Source organism: Nonomuraea sp. AD125B (assembly GCF_041402765.1).
GTDB classification, from domain to species: domain Bacteria; phylum Actinomycetota; class Actinomycetes; order Streptosporangiales; family Streptosporangiaceae; genus Nonomuraea; species Nonomuraea bangladeshensis.
The window spans coordinates 8,771-31,218 of sequence record NZ_JBGLOU010000008.1 but is presented as its reverse complement, the minus strand read 5'-3'; the positions used below and the strand labels follow the sequence as shown (position 1 = coordinate 31,218).

9 protein-coding genes are annotated in these 22,448 nt (G+C 76.4%); 2 read left to right on the top strand and 7 right to left on the bottom strand.

The window, feature by feature from the left end:
* Window positions 1-39 precede the first annotated feature (39 nt).
* A complete protein-coding gene (locus ACBR40_RS21750) occupies window positions 40-2,679 on the top strand; it encodes a DUF6493 family protein (RefSeq protein ID WP_371249920.1) in 2,640 nt (879 codons plus the stop codon).
* A gap of 90 nt (window positions 2,680-2,769) precedes the next feature.
* On the opposite strand, the gene ACBR40_RS21745 is transcribed toward ACBR40_RS21750, so the two are convergent.
* Window positions 2,770-3,609 carry a GNAT family N-acetyltransferase gene (locus ACBR40_RS21745; protein WP_344209870.1) on the bottom strand — a complete coding sequence of 280 codons (840 nt, stop codon included), beginning with the start codon at window positions 3,607-3,609 and terminating at the stop codon, window positions 2,770-2,772.
* On the bottom strand, window positions 3,606-5,051 hold the full coding sequence (locus tag ACBR40_RS21740) for an MFS transporter (RefSeq protein ID WP_371249919.1): 1,446 nt from the start codon (window positions 5,049-5,051) through the stop codon (window positions 3,606-3,608). Before ACBR40_RS21740 ends, ACBR40_RS21745 begins: the two co-directional genes overlap by 4 nt.
* Before the next feature lie 116 nt (window positions 5,052-5,167).
* Here ACBR40_RS21740 and ACBR40_RS21735 point away from each other — a divergent pair, with 116 nt between their 5' ends.
* Window positions 5,168-5,773 (top strand): TetR/AcrR family transcriptional regulator, encoded by a 606-nt coding sequence (locus ACBR40_RS21735; protein ID WP_371249918.1) that lies wholly within the window; start codon window positions 5,168-5,170, stop codon window positions 5,771-5,773.
* Here ACBR40_RS21735 and ACBR40_RS21730 read toward each other — a convergent pair whose 3' ends face one another.
* The 5 genes from ACBR40_RS21730 to ACBR40_RS21710 are packed head-to-tail and all read right to left on the bottom strand — an operon-like array spanning window position 5,774 to window position 22,311.
* Window positions 5,774-5,983 carry an MbtH family NRPS accessory protein gene (locus ACBR40_RS21730; protein ID WP_329584408.1) on the bottom strand — a complete coding sequence of 70 codons (210 nt, stop codon included), beginning with the start codon at window positions 5,981-5,983 and terminating at the stop codon, window positions 5,774-5,776.
* Window positions 5,980-17,424: an amino acid adenylation domain-containing protein gene (locus ACBR40_RS21725; protein WP_371249917.1), complete on the bottom strand. Its 11,445-nt coding sequence runs from the start codon at window positions 17,422-17,424 to the stop codon at window positions 5,980-5,982. The genes ACBR40_RS21730 and ACBR40_RS21725 overlap by 4 nt, the downstream gene beginning before the upstream one ends.
* The gene (locus ACBR40_RS21720; RefSeq protein WP_371249916.1) at window positions 17,421-20,468 is read right to left on the bottom strand and encodes an amino acid adenylation domain-containing protein; all 3,048 of its coding nucleotides are present in this window, start codon (window positions 20,466-20,468) and stop codon (window positions 17,421-17,423) included. Before ACBR40_RS21720 ends, ACBR40_RS21725 begins: the two co-directional genes overlap by 4 nt.
* Window positions 20,465-21,736 (bottom strand): lysine N(6)-hydroxylase/L-ornithine N(5)-oxygenase family protein, encoded by a 1,272-nt coding sequence (locus ACBR40_RS21715; protein ID WP_371249915.1) that lies wholly within the window; start codon window positions 21,734-21,736, stop codon window positions 20,465-20,467. Before ACBR40_RS21715 ends, ACBR40_RS21720 begins: the two co-directional genes overlap by 4 nt.
* On the bottom strand, window positions 21,730-22,311 hold the full coding sequence (locus ACBR40_RS21710; RefSeq protein WP_371249914.1) for a GNAT family N-acetyltransferase: 582 nt from the start codon (window positions 22,309-22,311) through the stop codon (window positions 21,730-21,732). Before ACBR40_RS21710 ends, ACBR40_RS21715 begins: the two co-directional genes overlap by 7 nt.
* Window positions 22,312-22,448 lie beyond the last annotated feature (137 nt).

Genomic DNA, 22,448 nt, shown 5'->3' with positions numbered 1-22,448 from the left:
GATCGCTTCTTTGGCAGCGCGGCGCGGCGAGGTGGCCGCATGAATCCCTGGCAGGAGGCCCTCGACCGCATCGAGGCGGGCGATGACCGGGACCTCGCGACGTTCCTGGACGGCCTGAGCGACCTCGGCCGGCGGGCGATCGCCGTGCAGCTCCCCGGGCACATGACCGAGGAGCTGCGCGGCGGGTTCCCCGCCCGGGCCGACATCGAGGGCCTGGCGACCGGCTTCCGGCTGGCCGGAGCGGCCTGCCTCACCGGCGCCGAGCAGGTCGCGGCCTGGCTCGACCGCAGGGAGCTGCGCCGGCCGCGCGACCCCGAGCTGGACGCCGCCCTCCTCCTCCCCCTGCTGCGCCGCCGCCCCCTGGAGTGGCGGCGCGACCTCGCCGTACGGCTGGCCGCGCGGCTCCGGCCGGCGACCGGCCGGCGGCGGTGGCAGCGCGCGGAGGGCGTGCCCGGCTGGGACCTCGTCGCCGCGCTGGTCACCGACACCGGCCTGGAGCCGCCCGGCGGTGACGCCTTCGTCGTCGGGTGGGCCTGGCGGCTGGCCAGGCGGCGGCCCGGGGAGGACCTGGAGCTCGACCGCGATCCGCTGCTCGACGCCCTGCTGCCGCGCCTGTTCCAGGCGCAGGGCGTGGCCGAGCCGCTGGGGCGGAGCACGGCCATGACGGAGCTGGCCGCGCTGGCGCGTACGGGCCGGGTGCCGCGCGCGACGCTGGTCGACGGGTGCGCCTCCCGGTTCCTGGGCGGAGGCCCGGACGCGGAGATGATGCCGTTCGTGTGGCTCTGGCGGCTGCTCGCGCCGGAGCCGCCGGAGATCCCGGTGCTCGATCTCGTACGCCTGCTGCCGTCGGCCGGTCCGACGGTGACCGAGCTGGCGGTGGAGGAGCTGCGGCGGGCCGAGGAGGCGGGGCTGCTCGACGACGAGCTGTTCGCCGAGGCTGTGGGGGCGCTGGCGTACCGGCCGGAGAAGAAGCTGGTCGAGGAGGCGGTGCGGTGGGCGGCGCGGGCGTCCGGCCCCCGCGGCGGCGGGGCGGTGCCCGCGCTCGCCGCCGTGTTCGACCTGGACGATCCCGCCCTGCGGGGGCGGGCGGTGCGGCTGGCGGTCCGGCTGGCCCCCTACGCCGGCGAGGCGGGCCGGGACGCGGTCCGCGAGGCCGCCGCCCGGCTGCCCGCCGACCTGCGCGAGCGCGTCGCGGCCGGCTACGGCGAGGTCGCCGCGGCCGAGCCGGAGCGGCCGGTCGCCTCCGTGCTGCGCGCGCCCGCGCCGCCCGCTCTCGCGCCGCCGATCGCCTCGCCGGACGAGCTGGTCGCGGAGCTGCGGGCGCTCAACTGGCGGAGCGAGCCGGCGCGGTGCGAGCGGGTCCTGGGCGGGCTCGTCGAGCTGACCCATAGCGACCGGGCGGCGGTGGTGGCGGCGCTGCGGCCGTGGTTGGAGGAGACCCTGCCGGACGGGGAGCCCGCCCAGCACCACCTGTACGTGTTCGGAGGCAGCAGGATTCCCTTCCTGGTGCTCCGCTGCGCGCTGGCGATCATCGCCCCCAAGCGGAGCCGGCAGCTGAACCAGGTGCTGGAGGGCTACCACGACTCCTCGGAGTGGGTCGGCCAGCGGCTCGTCCGGCGGCGGCTGGCGGAGGTGATCGCGCTGTTCGAGGACGGGCGCACGGTGCCCGCGCTGCTCGCCACGCCGACCTCGGCCACCGGGCACGTCGACGCGGCGGTCCTGGTGGAGCGGATGGAGCGGCTGGAGGGCGGCGAGCCGCTGCCGGCCGACTTCGAGCAGGCGCTGCTGCGGCTGCCCCGGCGCTGCGATCCCGAGCTGGTCGTACGGGCGGAGAAGCTGCCGGGCGAGGCGGGGCGGACGCTGGCCGCCTGGCTGCGGGACGGCGGATGGCCGGATCCTGCCGTGCGCGTGACGCCGTACGAGGAGGAGCGGTCGCAGTACAGCTACAGCCCGCGGAGCTGGTCGCGCCGGGTGCGGGTGGAGATCGTGGCCCCCGAGGGCCTGCCGGCGTGGCTCGCCGCGTCATGGGGCGTCGACCATCGGGGCCCCGACTACCTGTCGTCTTCGGACGACCCTCTGTGGGGGCCGCTGGTGCTGCCGTCGCACCGCGAGCTCGTGGCCGCCGCCCTGCTGCGCTGCCGGCCCTGGGTGTCCGACGGCAATGACGCCAGGATGACCGCCCTCGCGGCCCTGGCCCACGGCGACGGGCCCGTGGGGGCCGCCACCGCGATGCTGATCGCGGGCGGGCTGGGGCACCGGCGGGACGCGCAGCGGGCGGCGGCGGCCGAGGCGGCGCTCACGCTCGCGGCGCGCGGGCAGCTTCCGGCCGCCGACCTCGGGCGGGCCGTCGCGCGGCTGATCGACGTCGAGTTCGTGGTGCTCAAGCGGATCACCGCCGCGCTCGACGGCCTGACGGCGGCGGGGGCGCACGCCGAGGTGTGGGCGGTGCTGGCCGAGGCTCTGCCCGCCCTGCTGCCCCGGTCCGGCGAGCGGCCCCGCGCGGGGCTGGGCGAGCTGCTGGCGGTCGCGGCGCGGGCCGCCGCGCTCGCGGGGGCGCGCGGCGAGGTCGCCGGGCTGGCCGACATGGCCGCGCGCAAGGGGTCGAGCCGCGTCCTGTACGAGGCCCGCCACCTGCACGAGACGCTGACGGCCCCCGGAACGGCACCCGGCCGAACGTGACGCCGACGGTGCCCGGGACGACACCCGGCCGCTGACGGCCCACGCGAAGACAGCCAGCCGTAGGTGACGCTGACGGCCTCCGGGAGGCCGTCAGTTCTCGTAGCGGGCCCGGCGGGCGACCGCCTCGAACCCGAGGCCGCGGAAGAGCGCGGCCGAGGCCGGGTTGTTCTCGTTGACGTCCAGGAAGACCTCCGTCGCGCCGGCCGCGCGCATCCGGCCGAGCGCGGCGACGGCGAGCGCCCGGGCCAGGCCGCGCCGGCGCCATCCGGGCACCGCGCCGACCTGGATGAGGAAGCCCTCCGCGCACGCGACGAAGCCGGCGGCGGCGCCGTCCGCCGTACGGGCGACCAGGGAGCAGCCGGGCAGGAAGTCGTCGTCCACCAGCCAGTCCACCCACTCCTGGCGGGACCAGCCGGGGAAGCCGGGCCGGTCGGCGAACGACGCGGAGTAGGCCGCGTGGAAGACCTCCTCGGTGGCGGGCGACCACTCCTCGGCGGCCAGCTCAGCCGGCAGCGGGACGTCCGGCAGCGGCAGGGCCAGGTCGCGGCGGAAGACGTCCTCGGCGAACGTCCGCCGGAAGCCGCGGGCGCGGAAGAGCGCGTCGGCCTCGGGCGTCAGCGACTCGACTTCCAGCCGTACGGGGCCCTCGGCCAGCCGGTCCAGCAGGCCGGAGCCGAGCCCCCGCCCCCGGTGGGCCGGGTCGACCAGGCCGGTCACGGCCGTCGCCGGGCCGGCGGGGCGGGCGGCGGCGCAGGCCACGAGCCGGCCGCCGTCGTACGCGCCCACCCCCGGTCCTGCGGCGTACCTGCGTTCCAGGAAGGACGGTGACGTGGTCGCCGGGAGCCCGCCGTCGTGGTCGAGGCAGCGCCGGGCGAGTTCGGCGATCGCCGGCAGGTCGGCGGCGGACAACGGGGCCCACTCGATGGTCACCTTCTGCTCCTTCTCCGGGGGATGGCGATCATTATGCCCGGCACGCGCAGGAGGACGGCGGCGACGAGCACGCCGAGCAGGACGAGGCCGGCGTTGGCCGCGACGGCGACGAGGACGCCGTGCCGGATCGCGCCGGCCGAGACCGCGCCGCCGGTCACCGCGGTGACGATCGCGGACATGATCGGCGTCCCCATGGTGATGCCGACCTGCTGTGACATCGACGCCAGCCCGGTGGCGAGGCCCTGCTGGTGGTCGGGCAGGCCCGCCGTGGCGGTGACCATGAAGCCGACGATGACCAGCATGTTGCCCACGCCGCCCAGGAACGTGGCGGGCAGCAGCAGCGCCAGGGCCGCCGCCGTGTCGCCGAGCAGCAGCAGGGCGGCGGTGCTGACGGCCTGCAGCAGCCCGCCCCCGACCAGTACGGCGATGGTGGAGGTGCGGGCGATGGCCTTCGGCGCGAGCAGGCCGCCGGCCACGGTGCCGAGCCCGAGCACCCCGAAGGAGAGCCCGGCGGCGAGGGCCGAGAAGCCGAGGGTCTTCTGCAGGTAGAGGGTGAGCAGGTACACCAGGGACGTCTCGGTGACGAAGGCGAGCAGCCCGATCAGGTTGCCCCAGGCCACGGTCGGCCTGGCCAGCACCTTCAGCGGGACCAGGGGCTGGGCGGCCCGGCGTTCGACGAGGAGGAAGACGGCGAGCAGGACCGCGCCGGCGAGCAGCCCCGCCACCGCCCGCGGGTGCGTCCAGCCGTGCTCGCCCGCCTGGGTGAGGCCGTAGACGACGCCGAGCAGGCCGAGGGTGACGCTGAGCGCGCCGGGCAGGTCGAGCCGGGGCCGGTCGGCGGGCCGGGACTCGGCGATGACGGCGGGCGCGACGACGAGCACGGCGAGCGCGACGGGCACGTTGACGAAGAACGCCCAGCGCCAGGAGAGCACGTCGGTGAGCACGCCGCCGAGCACCGCCCCCGCCGTGAACCCGGCGGACATGAGGGCGCCGTTGAGCCCGAGCGCCTTCTGCCGCAGCGGGCCTTCGGGGAAGGACGTGGTCAGCAGGGCCAGCCCGGAGGGGGTGGCGGCGGCGGTCGCGAGCCCCTGGGCGACCCGGGCGGCGATGAGAAGCTCGGGCGTCGGGGCGAGCCCGCCCACGAGGGAGGCCACGCCGAGGAGCGCGAGGCTGCCGAGGAAGATGCGCTTGCGGCCGAGCAGGTCGCCGATGCGGCCGAAGAAGAGGGTGAACCCGGCCGCGCACAGGGCGAAGGCGGTGGCGATCCACTGGAGGCCGCCCAGGGAGAAGCCCAGGTCGTCGCCGATGGCGGGGAGCGCCACGTTCAGGATCGAGAAGTCGACGGCCAGCATGAACTGGGCGACCAGGAGGACCGCGAGGGTGACCCGGTGGCGGCCGGTCAGGAGGCGGGCGGGCGCCGGGACGGCTTGGGTGATGGACATGAGAGAGCCCTCTAAATGGGTCTGGAGTTCCGTTAAGATGAGGGAACAGTAGCACCAGCTACCGCCTTAAGGGAACTCCAGTCCCGATAAGGGCTGAGGGGAAGGGAGAGTCCGGCATGTCGGACGATGTCCAGCCGGGTGCCGTCCGGCCTGGTGGGCGTACTGCTCGCGTGCGCGAGGCCGTGCTCCGGGCCGCCGGCGACGTCCTGGCCGAGCGCGGCTTCCACGGGCTCGACCTCGGCGAGGTCGCCCGCGTCGCGGGCGTCGGGAAGACCACCGTCTACCGCCGCTGGGGATCGCCCGGCGCGCTCGCCGCCGACCTGCTCCAGGACATGGCCGAGCACTCGCTCCCCCGCTCCCGCCACGGCGACGTCGGGCGGGACCTGCGCGACAACGCCCGCCTGGTCGTCAGGACCCTCACCGACACCCGCCAGGGGAGACTGTTCAAGGCGCTGATCGCCGCCGCGCTCTGCGACGAGCAGGCCGCGCGGGCGCTGCACCGCTTCTACGCCGTACGCGTCGAGGAGTGGGCCGGCTGCGTCACCGACGCCGTCGAGCGGGGTGAACTGCCGCCCGGCACCGACGCGCGCCGGGTGATCGCCGCCGTCTCCGCGCCCCTGTACTACGCGCTGCTCAACACCGGCGAACCCCTCGACGAGGCCGCCGCCGACCGGGCCGCGACGGCGGCCCTGGCCGCGGCCCGCGCCGGGGCGATGGCCTGATCAGGCGTCCATGGCGCGGGCGAGCCCGGCCGGGCGCATGTCCGTCCAGTGGGTCTCGACGTACTGGAGGCACAGGTCGCGGGCGCCGGGACCGTACACGTCCCGCCAGCCCTCGGGCAGCGGGATCCACGCGGGCCACAGCGCGTGCTGGGCCTCGTCGTTGACCACCACGAGGTAGTCGGTCTCGGGGTCCTCGAACGGGTTGGTCATCGCAGTCGCTCCTTCAGCATGCGGGCCACCTGGGCGAGCGGCCCAGGATCGGCCAGTTGGTAGTGCTCGCAGTCGATGACGTGCTCCTCGACGGCGCCGCCCACGTACGGACGCCAGCGGCCGGGTTCGAGCCCCGAGCCGGCCTTGTCCGCGCCCGCGGTGACGAACAGCAGGTCCCCGTCGTAGAACGGGTGCGGGTCGCCGGTGATGAGCCGCTCGGCGTTGACCGCGACGTCGATCATCGCGCCGATCGTGGTCTCCTCGATCTCGGCCAGCGCCCCTCCCCCCGCCCGCAGGTACCGCACCACGCGCCGCCGGTCGAGCGGCCCGCGGGCGTCGTGCCCGGCCAGGCGGAGCAGGAAGCGCAGGGCGTCCTGCTCGTCGTCGCCGGTCTCGGGCCGTTCGCCGGGCAGCAGCGGGTAGGAGTCGAGCAGCGCCAGCAGGGCCACCTCCTCGCCCTCGCGGCGCAGGCGGGCGGCCATCGCGTGCGCGACGACGCCGCCGAAGGACCAGCCGAGCAGCCGGTACGGCCCCGCCGGCGCCACCGCCCTGACGGCGGCCAGGTAGTCGGCGGCCATCTCGTCCAGGGTGCGTGGCAGCGGCTCAGGACCGGCCAGGCCGCGCGCCTGCAGCCCGTACACCGGCACGTCCAGCGCCCCCGCCAGGCCCGTGAAGCACCAGGCGAGCCCGAACAGCGGGTGCACGCAGAACAACGGCGGCCCCTCCCCGCCCGTCCTGATGGGCAGCAGCACGTCGAGGGCGTGTCCGGGGCGGTGCGGGGCGCGTACCCGCGCGGCGAGCGCGGCGGGCGTGGGCGCCTCGAACAGCGTCCTGACCGGCAGCCGCACCCCGAACTCGGCGGCGACGGCGGTCATCAGCCGGCCCGCCAGCAGCGAGTGGCCGCCCAGCTCGAAGAAGCCCTCGTCCGGGCCCGGGACGGGAACGCCGAGCACGTCAGCGAACAGCTCCGCCATCCGCCGCACGTCCACCGCCGGCCCTGTCGTCACCGCCGTGGCGGGCACCGGCGTCCAGTCCGCGCGCGTCACGGGCGGCACGTCCAGCTCGCTCAGGCGGGTGCCGGGGGCGCGGGCCACCGTGGCCAGCAACTCCGCCAGCCCGGCCGCGATCCGCTCCGCCGTGCCCCTGGTGAACAGGTCGGTACGGTACTCGACCGCCCCGTCGCCCTCCTCCGCCAGCGACACCGCGAGGTCGAACTTGGCCGTGCCCGTGGCCATCTCCTCGATCTCGGCCGCCGCCTCCCCCAGCGGCCCGAGCGACCGGCTGGCGGGATGGTAGGCCACCGCCACCTGGAACAGCGGGTGCCAGGCCGGCGACCGGGCCGGCGCGACCGCCTGGACCACCTGGTCGAACGGCACGTCGGCGTGCTCGAACGCGGCCAGGTCGGCGTCGCGGACCCGGGCCAGCAGCTCGGCGAAGTCGGGGTCGCCGCCGGTGTCCACCCGCAGCGCGACCGTGTTGACGAAGAAGCCCACCAGGGCGGCCAGCGCGTCGTCCGGCCGGTTCGCGACGGGCGTGCCCACCGCGACGTCGGTGCCCGCGCCGAGCCTGGTCAGCAGCGCCGCCACGGCGGCGTGCACCACCATGAACATGGTCGCGCCGCCGTCCGCCGCGAGCCGGGCCAGGCCCTCCCTCGTGCCGGGCGGCAGGCGGAACTCCACCACGTCGCCGTCGCCGGTCGCGGCGGCCGGACGGGGCAGGTCGTGCGGGAGCGTCGGGTGTTCGGGGAGCCCGGCGAGGGCCCGACGCCAGTACGCGAGCCGGCCCGGGTCGTGGTTCTCGCGTTCCCAGAGGGTGTGGTCGGCGTACTGGACGGGCAGCGGCGCCCAGTCCGGCGCCCGCCCGGCCGCCCGCGCCCGGTAGGCGGCGGCCAGGTCGTCCCACAGCGGGCCGACCGACCACTCGTCCGCCGCGATGTGGTGCAGCAGGACGAGCAGCAGGTGCTCGCCGGGGGCCGTGGCGTGCAGCCAGACCTTGACCGGCGGCTCGCCGTCGAGGCGGAACCGGTGGCCGGGATCCCCCGGCCCGTCCATGACCTGCACCGGCGCCGGGTCGAGGACGACCTGGTACGGCCCCAGCTCGTCCTCGGCGATGACCGTGCGGAGCGCTTCGTGCCTGGCCACGACGTCCCCGACGGCCTCGCGGAGGGCGTCGGCGGACAGCGGGCCGCGCAGCCGTACGGCGAGCGGCACGTTGTAGGCGGCCGACGGTCCGTCGAGCGTGTGCAGGAACCACAGCCGGCGCTGCGCCGACGACAGCGGCACCCGTTCGCCGCGCGCTCGCGGCCGGATCGCGGGGGCGGGGCCGGGGACGCGGGCGAGCCTGGCGGCCAGCCCGGCGACGGTGGGGGCGTCGAACACGTCCCTGACCGTGACCGCCGCGCCCAGCTCGGCCCTGATCCTGCTGATCAGCCGGACCGCGAGCAGCGAGTGGCCGCCGAGGTGGAAGAAGTCGTCGCCGGCCCCGACCCCGGCCACGCCCAGCACCTCCTCGAAGATCGCCGCCAGCCAGTGCTCGACGGGCCCTTCGAGCTCCCGCCGCGCGACCTCGCGACGGACGGCGGCGGGACGGGGGTCCCGGCCGCCGAGACCCACCGCCGGCAGATCGAGGGCGCCGATCGGCGCGGCGGGGGTCGCGGCGACCTGGTCCAGCAGGCGCAGGAGAGCGTCGGTGACGCGCTCGGCCACGTCAGGCGCGAGCCGGTGCTCGACGGCGACCTCCAGCCCGGCCGCCCCGCTCGTCTCGGTGAACGCGAAGGCGAGGTCGAACTTGGGAGCCGGCGGCCCGGGCTCCGGCAGCACCTCCAGCGCGGCCGGCCCGCTCCGCTGGTACGTCACCATGACCTGGAACAGCGGGTTCCCCGCGCCCGAACGGCCGGGGTTGACCGCCTCCACCACCCGCTCGAACGGCGCCCCGGCGTGCTCGAACGCGGCCAGGTCCACCTCGCGCACCCGCTCCAGCAGCTCGGCGAAGGCGGGGTCGCCGCCGGTGTCCAACCGCAGCACGAGGGTGTTGACGAAGCAGCCCACCAGATCGGCCGGCGCGTCGTCCGGCCGCCCGGCGACCGGCGTGCCCAGAGGAATGTCGGTGCCCGCGCCGAGCCTGGTCAGCAGCGCCGCCACGGCGGCGTGCAGCACCATGAACAGGCTCGTGCCCGCGCGGGCGGCGAGCGCGGCGAGCGCGTCCCGCACCCCGGCGGACGCCTGGCGGACGACCGCCCCGCCGGGCCCGGCCGGCGGCAGCGCGAGCCGTTCCGGCAGCGCGGCGAGGACCTTCGTCCAGTACGCCAGGTGCTCGGGCAGGGTCGCGTCGAGCCGGTCGCGCTCCCACAGGGCGTGGTCGGCCACCTGTACGGGCAGCGGCGCGAGGTCCGGCGCGCGTCCGGCGGCCCGCGCCCGCAGCGCGGTGTCCAGGTCCGCGAGCAGCGGCGTCACGGACCACTCGTCGCAGGCGATGTGGTGCAGCAGCAGCGTGAGCCGGTCACCGTCCAGCCACACCCGCAGCGGCGGCTCGGCGGCCAGGTCGAAGACGTGCCCGAGGTCCGGCGGCCCGTCCGCGACCTCGGGGTCCGCGGGATCGAGGACCACCTGGTACGGGACGCCGTCCTGCTCGCGGTAGACCGTGCGCAGGACCTCGTGCCGGCGTACCACGTCGCCGAGCGCCGCCCGGAACACGGACGGCTCCACCGGGCCGGGCAGCCGCACGGCCAGGGGCACGTTGTAGGTCGCCGACGGGCCTTCAAGCGCCCCCAGGAACCAGAGCCTGAGCTGCGCCGACGACAACGGGACCCGCTCCGGCCGCACGGCCGCCACGAGGCCGTCGGCGCGGGCCGGCGGCGAGGCGGCGAGCGCGCCCGCGAGGCCCGCGACCGTGGGCGTGTCGAACAGGGCGCGCAGCGGCAGGTCCGCGCCCAGCCCGCTCCGCACCCGCGCCAGCACCTTGACCGCGAGCAGCGAGTGCCCGCCCAGGTGGAAGAAGTTGTCGTCCACGCCGACACCCTCGGCGCCCAGCACGTCGGCGAAGATCGCGCACAGCGCCTGTTCCGCCGGGGTGCGCGGCCCCCGCGACCGCCCGGCGGCGGGGGCGCCGGGAGCGGGCAGCGCCTTCCTGTCCACCTTGCCGTTCACCATGAGCGGCAGCGCGTCGAGCGCCACGAACGCGGCGGGCACCATGTAGTCGGGCAGCCGCGCGGCGACGTGCGCCCGCAGGGTGGCGGGGTCGGTCTCGGCCCCGGTCACGTACGCCACGAGCCGGCGCTCACCCGGCCGGTCCTCGCGGGCGACCACCGCGACCTCGCGGACGCCGGGGCAGCCGGCCAGCACCGACTCCACCTCGCCCGGCTCGATGCGGAAGCCCCGGATCTTGACCTGGCCGTCGGCGCGGCCGGCGAACTCCACCGCGCCGTCGTCGCGCCACCGGGCCAGGTCGCCGGTGCGGTACATGGGGGTGCCGGGCGGCCCGTACGGGTCGGGCACGAAGCGCTCACTCGTCAGGGCGGGCCGGTCGAGGTAGCCGCGGGCGAGGCCCGCGCCCGCCACGTACAGCTCGCCGATGACGCCGGGCGGCGCGGGACGCAGCGCGCGGTCCAGGACGTAGACGCGTTTGCCCACGTCAGGGCGGCCGATGGGCACGGTCGTGAGGGCGTCGAGGTCGCCGTCGGCGGGCCAGAGGGTGGAGTTCACCATGGCCTCGGTCGGCCCGTAGGCGTCGACGACGCGGTGCCGGCCGGCCCAGCGGCGTACCAGCTCGGGCGTCACCGTCTCGGTGCCGACCAGCAGCGTCGATCCCTCCGGCAGCGTGCACTCGGCGGGCAGGGCCGACAGCAGCGCGGGCGGCAGCGCCAGGTGGGTGACGGCGTGGCGGGTGGCGTACTCGGTCAGCTCGGGGCCGGCGACCCGCCGCTCGGCGGGCACGACGACGAGCGTCGCGCCGGTGCACAGCGCCATGGTCAGCTCCCAGAACGCCACGTCGAAGGAGATCGAGGCGAACTGCAGGACCCGGCTGCCCGGGCCGACGCCGAACCGGCGCACGGCGGTGTCCACCAGCGCCCGCACCCCGGCGTGCTCCAGCACCACCCCCTTGGGGCGGCCGGTCGAGCCGGAGGTGTAGATCACGTAGACGGGGTGGCGGGGCAGCGGCCGGACCGGCGGCCCGGCGGGGGCGGGCGGGTCGTCCATGAGCAGGGGCGTCATGGGCACCCGCCCGGCGGTCTCGCGGGTGGCGAGCAGCAGGACGGGCCGCGCGTCGTCCAGCATGGCGGCGATCCGCCCGGCGGGCTGCGCCGGGTCGATCGGCAGGTACGCGGCCCCGGCCTTGGCCACCGCCAGCACGCCGACCACCATCCGCGGGTCGCGCGGCAGCGCCACGGCCACGAGGCGTTCGGGGCCCGCGCCGGCGGCGGCGAGCGAGGCGGCCAGGCGGTCCGCCCGCGCGTCGAGCTCCGCGTACGTCAGCGACTCCGACTCGCACCGGACCGCGACCGCGTCCGGCGTCGCCCTGACCTGGGCCTCGAACAGCTCGGGCAGGGTCAGGAACGGCTCGGCGGAGCCGGTGTCGTTCCAGGTGGTGAGCACGGTCTCCAGCTCGGCGGGGGCGAGGAGCGGGTATTCGCTCAGCCGTCTCCCCGGATCCGCGGTCACCGCGTCGAGCAGGCGGAGCAGGTGCGCGGCGTACCGTCCGGCCGCCCCGCCCCGGTGTTCGACCAGCACGTCCAGGTCGGTCGCGCCCGGTCGTTCGGTGAAGGTGACGGAGAGGTCGAACTTGGCCGGTCCGGGCGGCGCGGGCTCCTCCTCGGCGGCGAATCCGGGGAGCGACCCGGTGGCCGGGTGGTAGGCCACGGTCACCTGGAACAGCGGGTCGCCGTCGCCGCGTTCGGGGTTGACCGCCTCCACGACCTGGTCGAAGGGGACGTCAGCGTGCTCGAACGCGGCCAGGTCGGCGGCCCGCACCCGCGCCAGCAGCTCGGCGAACGTCGGATCGCCGCCGGTGTCCACGCGCAGCACGACGGTGTTGACGAAGAAACCGATCAGGCCGGTCAGCGCCTCGTCCGTACGGCCCGCGACGGCCGCGCCCACCGGGACGTCGGTGCCCGCGCCGAGCCTGGTCAGCAGGGCCGCCACGACCGCGTGGGCCGCCATGAACATGGTCGTCCCGGTACGGCGGGCCAGCTCCCGCAGGGGCGCGGCGGGGCGCGAGGCGGTGGCGGTGGCGTCCCCGCCGGTCCACGCGGGCAGCTCCAGGCGTCCGGGAAGGTCGGCGAGCGCGCCGGTCCAGTGGGCGAGCTGCCGGTCGGCGAGACCGCCGGCGAGCAGGTCGCGCTGCCACAGGGCGTAGTCGGCGTACTGGACGGGCAGCGGCGTCCAGTCCGGCGCGCGACCCTCGGCGCGGGCCCCGTAGGCGGTGGCGAGGTCGTCCCAGAGCGGGCCGACCGACCACTCGTCGGCGGCGAGGTGGTGGAGCAGCACCGTGAGCCGGTCGCCGTCCAGCCACACCCGCAGCGGCGGCTCGGCCGTCAGGTCGAAGACGTGCCCGAGGTCGGCGGGCCCGTCGGTGACGGGCGGGTCCACCCGGTCCAGCACGATCTGGTACGGCTCGCCGTCCTCCTCCCCGAACACGGTCCGCAGCGCCTCGTGCCGCTCCATCAGGTCGCCGACCGCCCGGCGGAGCACCGCCGGGTCCAGCGGCTCGCGCAGGCGCAGGACGAGCGGCACGGTGTAGGCGTCGGACGGTCCGTGCAGCCGGTCCAGGAACCACAACCGCCGCTGCGCCGCCGCCAACGGCACCCGCTCGGGCCGCTCCCGCACCACCAACGGCGGCGTCCCGCCTGCCGGCGAGGGCCGGGCGCGCCCGTCCGAGGCGGCGGAGCGGGCGGTCGGGAGGGCGAGGCGAGCAGCCAGGCCGGCCGGGGTCTGGGCGGCGAAGACGTCGGCGAGAGCCACCTCCGCACCCGTGACGGCCCTGATCCGCGCGGCCAGCCGCCCGGCGAGCAGCGAGTGCCCGCCCAGCAGGAAGAAGTCGTCGCCCGCGCCCACCTCGCGGACCCCGAGCACCTCGCCGAACAGCCGGCACAGCACACGCTCGGCCTCCGTACGCGGCTCCGCCCCGCCCGTCCCCATGGGCAGGCCGCGAATGGCGGGCGCCCGCATGGGGGCGACGGAAAGCTCGGCGACCGGCCGCTCGGGCCGGAGCGCCGCCTGCCGGACGATCTCCGCCAGCCGCGCCCCGAGCCCTTCGGCGGTGGCGGCGTCGAACAGGTCCGTGCGGTACTCCACCTGCCCCCCGCCCGGCCCGAGCACGAACGTCAGGTCGAACTTGGACACGCCAGGCCCGCCGACCTCCTCGACCGGCAGCCCCGAGTCGCGCTCGTACGCGATCATCACCTGGAACAGCGGATGCCTGCCGGGCACGCGCACCGGCCGCAGCTCCTCCACCAGCAGGTCGAAGGGCGTCTCCGCGTGGTCGAACGCGGCCAGGTCGACGGCCCGCACCCGATCGAGCAGCCCGGCGAACGTGACCTCGCCGCCGGTGTCCACCCGCAGCACGACGGTGTTGACGAAGAGCCCCACCAGGTCGTTCAGCGCCTCGTCCGCCCGCCCCGCGACCGGCGTGCCGAGCACGATGTCGGTGCCGGCGCCGAGCCGGGTCAGCAGCGCCGCCACCGCCGCGTGCAGCACCATGAACGGCGTGCACCCGTGCCGCCCCGCCAGCTCGTCGATCGCGTCGAGCGGCAGGTCGAAGGCGATCGTCGCGCCGCGTCTGCCGGGCTCGTCGGGAAAGGGCCGGTCCACGGGCAGCGGCAGCTCGGGCGGCAGGCCGTCGAGCGCGCCCCGCCAGTACGCCAGCTCCTTCGCGGGCCGCCCCGCCGGATCGTCCCGGTCGCCCAGCAGCTCGCGCTGCCACAGGGCGTAGTCGGCGTACTGGACGGGCAGCGGCGCCCAGTCCGGCGCGCGGCCCTCGACGCGGGCCCGGTAGGCGGCGGTCAGGTCGGCGACCAGCGGGCGCAGCGACAGCTCGTCCCCCGCGATGTGGTGCAGCAGCACGGTCAGCCGGTCGCCGTCCAGCCACGCCCGCAGCGGCGGCTCGGCGGCCAGGTCGAAGACGTGCCCGAGGTCGGCGGGCCCGGTCTCGACGCGGACGTCCGCCCGCTCCAGCACGATCTGGTACGGCTCGCCGTCCTCCTCCCCGAACACCGTCCGCAGCACCTCGTGCCGCTCCACCACGTCCGCCAGCGCGAGCTCCAGCGCAGCGACGTCGATTGGCACGTCGGGCGGGCCGTCCAGCCGCAGCGCGAAGGGCATGTTGTAGGTGGCCGAGCCGCCCTCCAGCCGGTGCTGGAGCCACAGGCCGCGCTGGGCGTGCGAGGCCGGCACCCGTTCCGGGCGCGGGCGCGCTACCAGCGGCGGGCGCGCGGCGGCCACGCCGAGCCGGCCGCTCAGCTCGGCGACGGTCGGCGCGTCGAACAGCGTGCGGACGCCGGCCGCCGCGCCGAGCTCGCTCCGGAGCCGGCTCACCAGCCGGGCGGCGAGCAGCGAGTGGCCGCCCAGCTCGAAGAAGTCGTCGTCGGCGCCGACCCGGTCCACGCCCAGCACCTCGGCGAACAGCGCGCACAGCCGCTCCTCCAGCGGGCCGCGCGGCGCACGTCCCGCCGCCCGCGTCCCGGCGGGTTCGGGGAGGGCGCGCCGGTCCACCTTGCCGTTGGGCAGCAGCGGCAGCTCGGCGAGCCGGACGACCGCCGAGGGCACCAGCGGCCGGGGCAGCACGCCCCGCAGGTACGCGCGCACCTCATCCTCGCTCGCCCGGCCGCGTACGTAGGCGACGAGCCGAGGCCCGCCCGCGCCGTCCGCGCGCACCGCGACGGCGGCCTCCTCGACGCCGGGGCAGCCGGTCAGCGCGGCCTCCACCTCGCCGGGCTCGATCCGGAACCCGCGGATCTTCACCTGGTCGTCGGCCCGCCCGGCGAGCTCCAGCCGGCCCTCCCGCCACCGCGCGAGGTCGCCGGTGCGGTACATGCGCGCGCCTGGAGGCCCGTACGGGCAGGGCACGAAGCGTTCGGCGGTCAGCCCGGGCCGCCCCAGGTAGCCGCGGGCCAGCCCGGCCCCCGCCAGGTACAGCTCGCCGGTCACGCCGGGCGGCGCCGGGCGCAGCATCGGGTCGAGCACCAGCGCGCGGACGCCGGGCACGGGGCCCGCGGTGCCGTCCTGCCTGCGCACGTAGGCGTCCACCGTGCATTCGGTCGGGCCGTACAGGTCCCTGGCGATCACCCCCGGCAGCGCGCCGAGCCGCCGCCAGAGCGGGCCGGGCACCGCCTCGCCGCCGACCGCGACCACGACGGGCCGGTGCGGGCCGTCCTCCAGGGCGGTGACGAGCGAGGCCAGGTACGACGGCGTCACGTCCACGTAGTCGATCCGGTGCTCGGCCAGGTAGCCGGCGAGCAGCTCGGGATCCTGGTACGTGGCGTCGTCCAGCACGTGCAGCTCGTGCCCGGCGAGCATCCACAGCAGCGGGTCCACCGAGGCGTCGAACGAGAACGACGCGCTGTGCGCGACCCGCAGCCGCCGCCCGCCGACGGCGGCGACCGCCGCCGCGACGGTGTCGGCCTCGTGCGCGGCCAGCAGGTTGGCGACGGCTCCGTGCGGCACCACGACGCCTTTGGGGCGGCCGGTGGAGCCGGAGGTGTAGATCACGTACGCGGGATTTTCCGGCCGGGCGGCTTCGCGGCGAGCGGTTCCCGGTGCCGGGTCGTCGGCCAGGACGATCCTGGCGTCCCCGGCGAGGGGCAGGCCGGGCGCGGTCGCGGAGTCGGTGACCACGACGGCGGCCCGCGCGTCGCCGAGCATGAGCGCGATCCGGTCCGCCGGATAGCCGGGGTCGACCGGCAGGTACGCCGCGCCGGACCGCCAGACCGCCAGGATGGCCGCGACCAGGTCGAGGCCGCGCGGCAACGCCAGGGCGACGACGTCCTCGGGGCCCGCTCCGATCGCCCCGGCCAGCCGGTCGGCCCGCGCGGCCAGCTCGGCGTAGGTGAGGGCGTTCCCTGCGGCGTCCACCACGGCGGTCACGTCCGGCGTGGCCGCGCAGCGCTCGGCGAAGGCGTCGGCCGGGGTCCGGGCGGGGTACGGGCCGGCCATGCCCGCCTGTGCGCCGAGCACCTGGGCGCGTTCGGTCTCGTCCAGCAGGTCGATCAGGCCGATCGGGCGTTCGGGTGCGGCGGCCAGCCGTTCCAGCGCGCGGACCGTCCGGTCCAGCGTCTGCCGGGCCTCGGCGGTGCTCACCCGGCCTTCCCGGTACGCCAGCTCCAGCCGCAGCCGCTCGCCCGGGCGGGCGCAGAGCGTGATCGGGTAGTGGGTGGCGTCGCGCTCCTCGACGCTCTCGACCAGCGGGCCGACGGGGCCTGCCGGATGGTTCTCGAACAGCACCAGCGTGTCGAACAGCTCGCCTCTCCCCGCGAGCCTCTGGATCTCGGCCAGCCCGAGGTGCTGGTGGTCGGCGAGCCGGGCGTGGGCGTCGCGGAGCCGGGCGAGGCAGGCGGTGACCGGCTCCTGCGGGCGCAGCCGGACCCGTACCGGCAGGGTGTTGATGAACAGGCCGATCATGCGGTCGGCGGCGGGCAGCTCGGGCGGCCGGCCGGAGACCGTGGTGCCGAACACCACGTCGTCCCGGCCGGTGAGCACGCCCAGCACGAGCGCCCACGCGGTCTGCACGACCATGCTCATGGTGACGCCCGATCCGCGGGCCAGCGCGGCGAGCCGCCCGGTCAGCTCGGCGCTCAGCTCGGTCACGACCTCGCGGGCCGCGCCGGGCGCGCCCGCTCGCGGGGCCACCAGAGTGCGCTCCCCGAGCCCCGCCAGGTGCTCCCGCCAGGCGTCACGCGCCGCCGCGACGTCCCGTCCGCCCAGCCAGGCCAGGTAGTCCTGGTACGGCGGCGCGGGCGGCGGCTCGGCCCCCGCGTACAGCTCGAACAGCTCGCGCAGCGCCAGGTTCAGCGACCAGCCGTCCAGCACCAGGTGGTGGTTGGCGACGAGCAGCAGGTGCCGGTCCGGGGCCTGCTTGACCAGCGTGAACCGCAGCAGCGGCGGCGACTGCAGGTCGAACGGCGTCCGCCGGTCCCGCTCCACGACCTCGGCCGCCGAGCCGCCGCCGGTCAGGTCCGCCTCCTGCCAGCGGAGCGCGGCGCGGGCCGCGATGACCTGCACCGGCCGGCCGTTCCGCCGGCTGCGGAAGGCCGCGCGCAGCGGGTCGTGGCGGGCCAGCAGGCGCTCGGCCGCGCCCCGCAGGGCCGCCGCGTCGAGCGGGCCGCGCAGTTCTACGGTGGTGTGGACGGTGTACGGGTCGTCCTCGCCGTGCAGGGCGTGGAAGAACAGGCCCTCCTGGAGAGGGGTGAGCGGCCAGACGTCCTTGATCTTCTTGGCCTCGGGGCCGGTCACGCCAGGGTCTCCTCGAACTCGTCAAGCTCGGCCTGGTCGAGCGCGACCAGGAAGGCGCCGGCCGGCGCGGTGGCGCGCAGCGCGTCGAGCCACCGCCCGGACAGCTCGCGGACGGCGGGCTCGGCCAGCACGCGGGACGCCCACGTCCAGGTGGACTCCAGTCGCGCGCCGTCCGGGCCCTCGGCCACGAACGCGTCCACGGTCAGGACGTGCGCGAGCGGCAGGCCGGGGTCTGCCAGGTCCAGGAAGCTCTCCGGCTCCAGGACCATCCCCCAGTCGCCCGGCTCCTCGGGGAAGCGGCCCAGGAAGTTGACGCAGACCGCCGGTCTGGTCAGGCGGGCCAGGCGCGGGCCGGCGTCCTGGTCGAGGTGGCGGAGCAGGCCGTAACCGACGCCCTTGCCGGGCACCTCGCGCAGCCGGGCGGAGACCCGGGCGAGCGCGTCGGCCCCGCCTGCCGGTCCGGGGTCCAGGCGGACCGGCCAGATGGCGGTGAACCAGCCCACGGTGCGCGACAGGTCCGCGCCGGGCACCAGGTCCTCGCGGCCGTGCGCCTCGACGTCGAACAGGACCTCGCGGCCGCCCGGCAGGCCGTGGCGGGCCCGGTGCCCGGCGACGGCCAGCGCGAGCGCGGCGAGCACCCGGTCGAGCGTGACGTCCAGCGGGGCGCTCACGGTGAGCCGGGCGGCGGTCGCGGCGGTGTCCCGCGCCGGGTCGAGCCGCCAGGGCTCCTCGGCGGTGAGGGTGTCCGTCCAGTACGGCAGCTCGGCGCGGCGGTCGAGGGCGGGCAGGGCGCGGGCCCACGTCCGGAAGGAGGTGGAGCGGGTGAGGGGCGTCGTGGCGGCGTACGCCTGCGCCAGGTCCTCGGCGAGGATCCGCCAGGAGACGCCGTCCACGACGAGGTGGTGCGCGACCAGGTGCAGCAGGTCTTCTTCGGGGGCGCGGTGCCGTACGGCGCGCAGCATCACGCCGTCGCGCGGGGCGAGGGCGGCGCGGGCCGCCGCGAGCGCCTGCGGCAGGAGGGCGTCGTCCGTCACCTCGCGCAGCAGGCCCTCGGCGGGCGCGGCGCCGGGCGGCGGCACGTGCAGGCCGGTGCCGGTGAGGCGGGCGCGGAGCAGGTCGTGGTGGTCCAGCAGGTCGCGCAGGGCCCGGATCAGGCGGTCACGGTCCACGTCGCGGGGCAGGCGCAGGGTGATCGACTGGGCGAAGTGCTCGGCGGTCGCGCCGTCGCCGCGCTCGCGCAGCCAGCCCATGATCGGGGTGGCGGGCACGTCGCCGAGCGCCGCCTCCGGAGGCTCGGCCGCGCCCTCCGGCGCTGCGGCGGCGGCCAGGGCGCGGGCGGTGCCGAGTTCGAGCACCTGGCGGGCGGTGATGGCCAGCCCGGCGCGACGGGCCCGGCCGACGAGGTGCAGCGCGAGAATGCTGTCGCCGCCGAGCGCGAAGAAGTCATCCGTGGGCCGCACATCGGGCAACCGCAGCACCTCCGCGACAAGCGCGGCCAGCAACCCCTCGGCGCTCTCCCCAGCGGCGCCTTCCCTCGCGGCCCCCTCTTCCCCGGCGCCCTCTCCTGCGGAGCTTTCCCTCTCTGCGCCCGCTCCCGCCACCACGTCCCCCGCCGGAGACGGGAGAGCGCGGCGGTCGAGCTTGCCGTTGGCCGTCAAGGGGACCGACGTCAGGGGGACGAAGAGGGCGGGCACCATGGGGCCGGGCAGACGGGCGGCGGCGTGGGCGCGCAGCGCGTCCGGGTCCACGGCCGCCCCCTCAACCGGCACCACGTGCCCGGTCAGCAGGGTGACGCCCGGACGCACCTCATGGGCGGTCACCACGGCCTGCCGCACGTCGGGATGGGCGTTCAGGACGGCCTCGACCTCGCCGGGCTCGACCCGGAAGCCGCGGATCTTGATCTGGTCGTCGGCGCGGCCCGCGTACTCGACGACCCCGTCAGGGCGGCGGCGGGCGAGGTCGCCGGTCCGGTACATCCGGCTGCCGGGCGGCCCGTACGGATCGGGCACGAACCTCCCGGCGGTCAGCCCCGGCCGCCCCAGGTAGCCGCGGGCCAGTTGCACGCCGGCGAGATAGAGCTCACCTGCGGCCGCCGGCCGCAGGTCGCGGTCCAGCACGTGGACGGCGGTGTTCCAGACCGGGCGGCCGATCGGCACCGGTCCGTCCTCCCCCGGCCGGCACGCCCAGTACGTGACGTCCACGGCCGCCTCGGTCGGTCCGTACAGGTTGTGCAGCCCGCACCCCGGCAGCGCCGCGTGGAACTCGGCGGCCAGCCCGGCGGGCAGCTCCTCGCCGCTGCAGATCACCCGCCGCAGCCCGGTGCAGCGCGCCGCGTCAGGATCGGCCAGGAACGCGCGCAGCATCGACGGCACGAAGTGCACGGTCGTGACCCGTTCCCGCCGGATCAGCCCGGCCAGGTACGCCGCGTCGCGGTGCCCGCCCGGCTCGGCCACCACGAGCGTGGCCCCGGCGATCAGCGGCCAGAAGAACTCCCACACCGACACGTCGAACCCGGCCGGGGTCTTCTGGAGCACCCGGTCCTCGGGGGTGAGTCCGTACTCGGCCTGCATCCAGCGCAGCCGGTTGACGATGGCCTCGTGGGCGATCACGACCCCCTTGGGCCGGCCGGTGGAGCCGGAGGTGTAGATCACGTACGCGGGGTTGCGCGGATCGACGGGCGTGGCCGGCTCGCGCCGCCCGCCCGGTTCGAGCTCCACCTCGCGCAGTGTGACCACGGGCGCGGCGTCTGCCAGCATGGACGCGGTCCGCCCGGCCGGCTGCTCGGGGTCCACCGGCAAGTACGCGGCCCCGGTCTTCAGCACCGCGACCAGCGCCACCACCAGCTCGGCCGAGCGCGGCAGCGCGACCGCGACCACGCGCTCGGGTCCCGCCCCCCGCTCCCGGAGCCGGGCGGCCAGCGCGGAGGCGGCCGCGTCCAGCTCGGCGTAGGTGAGCGTGCGGTCGCGGAAGCGCAGCGCGGGCCGCCCGGGGGTGGCGGCGGCCTGCTCGTCGATGAGCCCGGCCAGAGTGAGCGGGCGGGTCATCGAGCGGGCTCCAGGACCGGCGAGGCGAGCGAGTCGGCGATCTCGCCGGCCCGTACGGCCGTCGTGGACAGCAGCGTGGCGGTCAGCCCGTGGGTGTGCTCGGTCGCGCCCTGGAGGTAGATGCCGCAGGTCAGCTCGGGCGTGGTGCGTACCCGGTGGTCGCGGCCGACCAGCAGCGCGCCGTCGTCGTCGCGCAGGCAGTAGGGCCCGGCGGCGCCGAGCAGGTCGAGCGGGTCCACGGGCCGGTAGCCGGTGGCGTAGACGACCACGTCGGCGCGCAGCGCCTCGACCTCGCCGCTGACCAGCGACCTGACGTGCACGCTCACCTCGCCGGGGCGGGTCTCCAGGCCGACGGCGCGCGACAGGTTCATGATCCGCAGCCGCTCGACGCCGGCGACCTTCTCCCGGTACGTCCGCCCGAACAGCTCCTTCAGCAGGTCGAGGTCCACGACGGAGTAGTTGGTGTTGGCGTGGTAGTCCAGGATCATGCGCTTGACCTCGTGCGGCGCGTCGTAGAAGTGGTCCACGGCGGCGGGGTCGAAGACGCTGTTGGCGAAGGGGCTGTCGTCGGCGGGGCTGTAGCCGTACCGGGAGAAGACCGCGCAGATCTGGGCGGAGGGGAAGCGGCTGTGCAGGTGCTCGGTCACCTCGGCGGCGCTCTGGCCGGCCCCGACGACCACGAACCTGCGCGGCCGGTCGTCCGGCAGCTCCGCCAGCCGGTGCATCAGCTCCTGGCTGTGCCACACCCGCTCGCCGGCGACGACGCCGGGCGGCAGCACGGGCTGGAGGCCGGCGGCGAGCACGACGTTGCGCGCCCGGTAGGTGGTCAGCTCGCCATGCTGGGCCACGATGTCGAGGTGGGTGACCGTGCCGTCGTCCGTGACGGGCCGGATGGTGACGGCCTCGGCTCCGTAGACGACCTGGTGCTCGAAGCGGGCCGCGACCCATTCGAGGTAGTCGTGGAACTCCAGGCGGGTCGGGTACATCGTCTTCTGGTTGATGAAGTCGGCCAGCCGGCCCTTGGCGTGCAGGTAGCTGACGAAGCTGTGGGGGCTCGCCGGGTTCCGCATCGTGACCAGGTCCTTGAGGAAGGACACCTGCATGGTCGCGCCGTCGATCAGCATGCCGCGGTGCCAGCCGAACGACGGCTGCCGCTCCAGGAAGACGGCGGACGGCGCGGGCGTGCGCGACTCGGCGAGCGCGACGGCCAGGGCGAGGTTGGAGGGGCCGAAGCCGATTCCGACGAGGTCGTAGGCCGGGGTCACCACTGAGGAAGGTCCTCCTGAGCACGCGGGTACACCATCAGCGCCGCCGTCTTGTGCGGCATCGTCACCTCTCCCACGCGGACGAACCCGGCCGCGGTGAAGGCCCGGACGGAGGGCTCGTTGCGGACGTTCGGCTCGGCGACGACGCGGGTGCAGCGCTCGTCGGCCGCCAGCAGGCCCTCGGCGACCGCGCGCAGCAGCCGGCGGCCGACGCCGTGGCCGAGGTCGCGCTCGTCGCCGATCGCGACGTGCACGCCGAGGTCGTGCGGCCGGTACGGGTACAGCGGCGCCAGCCGGTCCCGCAGCACCCGGTACAGCTCCAGGTAGGCGACCGGTTCGCCGTCCCGGTAGGCCAGGCACGGCCGGGAGTGCCGCCCCGCCGCCTGGCGGGCGATCTCGTCGGCCCATCGCTCGTACGGCCAGGCCTGGTCCCAGGGGCCGGCCACGTGCGGCCGGTTCATCCAGTCGTGGACCACGGCGACGCCGTCGGCGCCGGGCTCGATCGGGGCCACCCGCCATCCGCCGGTCAGCGAGGGGATCGGCGGGGCGCCGACCTCCTCCTCCACATGCACGTCCACACACCCTCCAAGTTAGGTTTGCCTTACCTAAGCTCACGGCCACGCACAACACATCACGGATGAAGTGCGACCGTCAAGACGCGGCGAAGGTGGATTCCGTGTCGCTTCCCGGCCAGAGCCGACATCTCCCCTCTTCA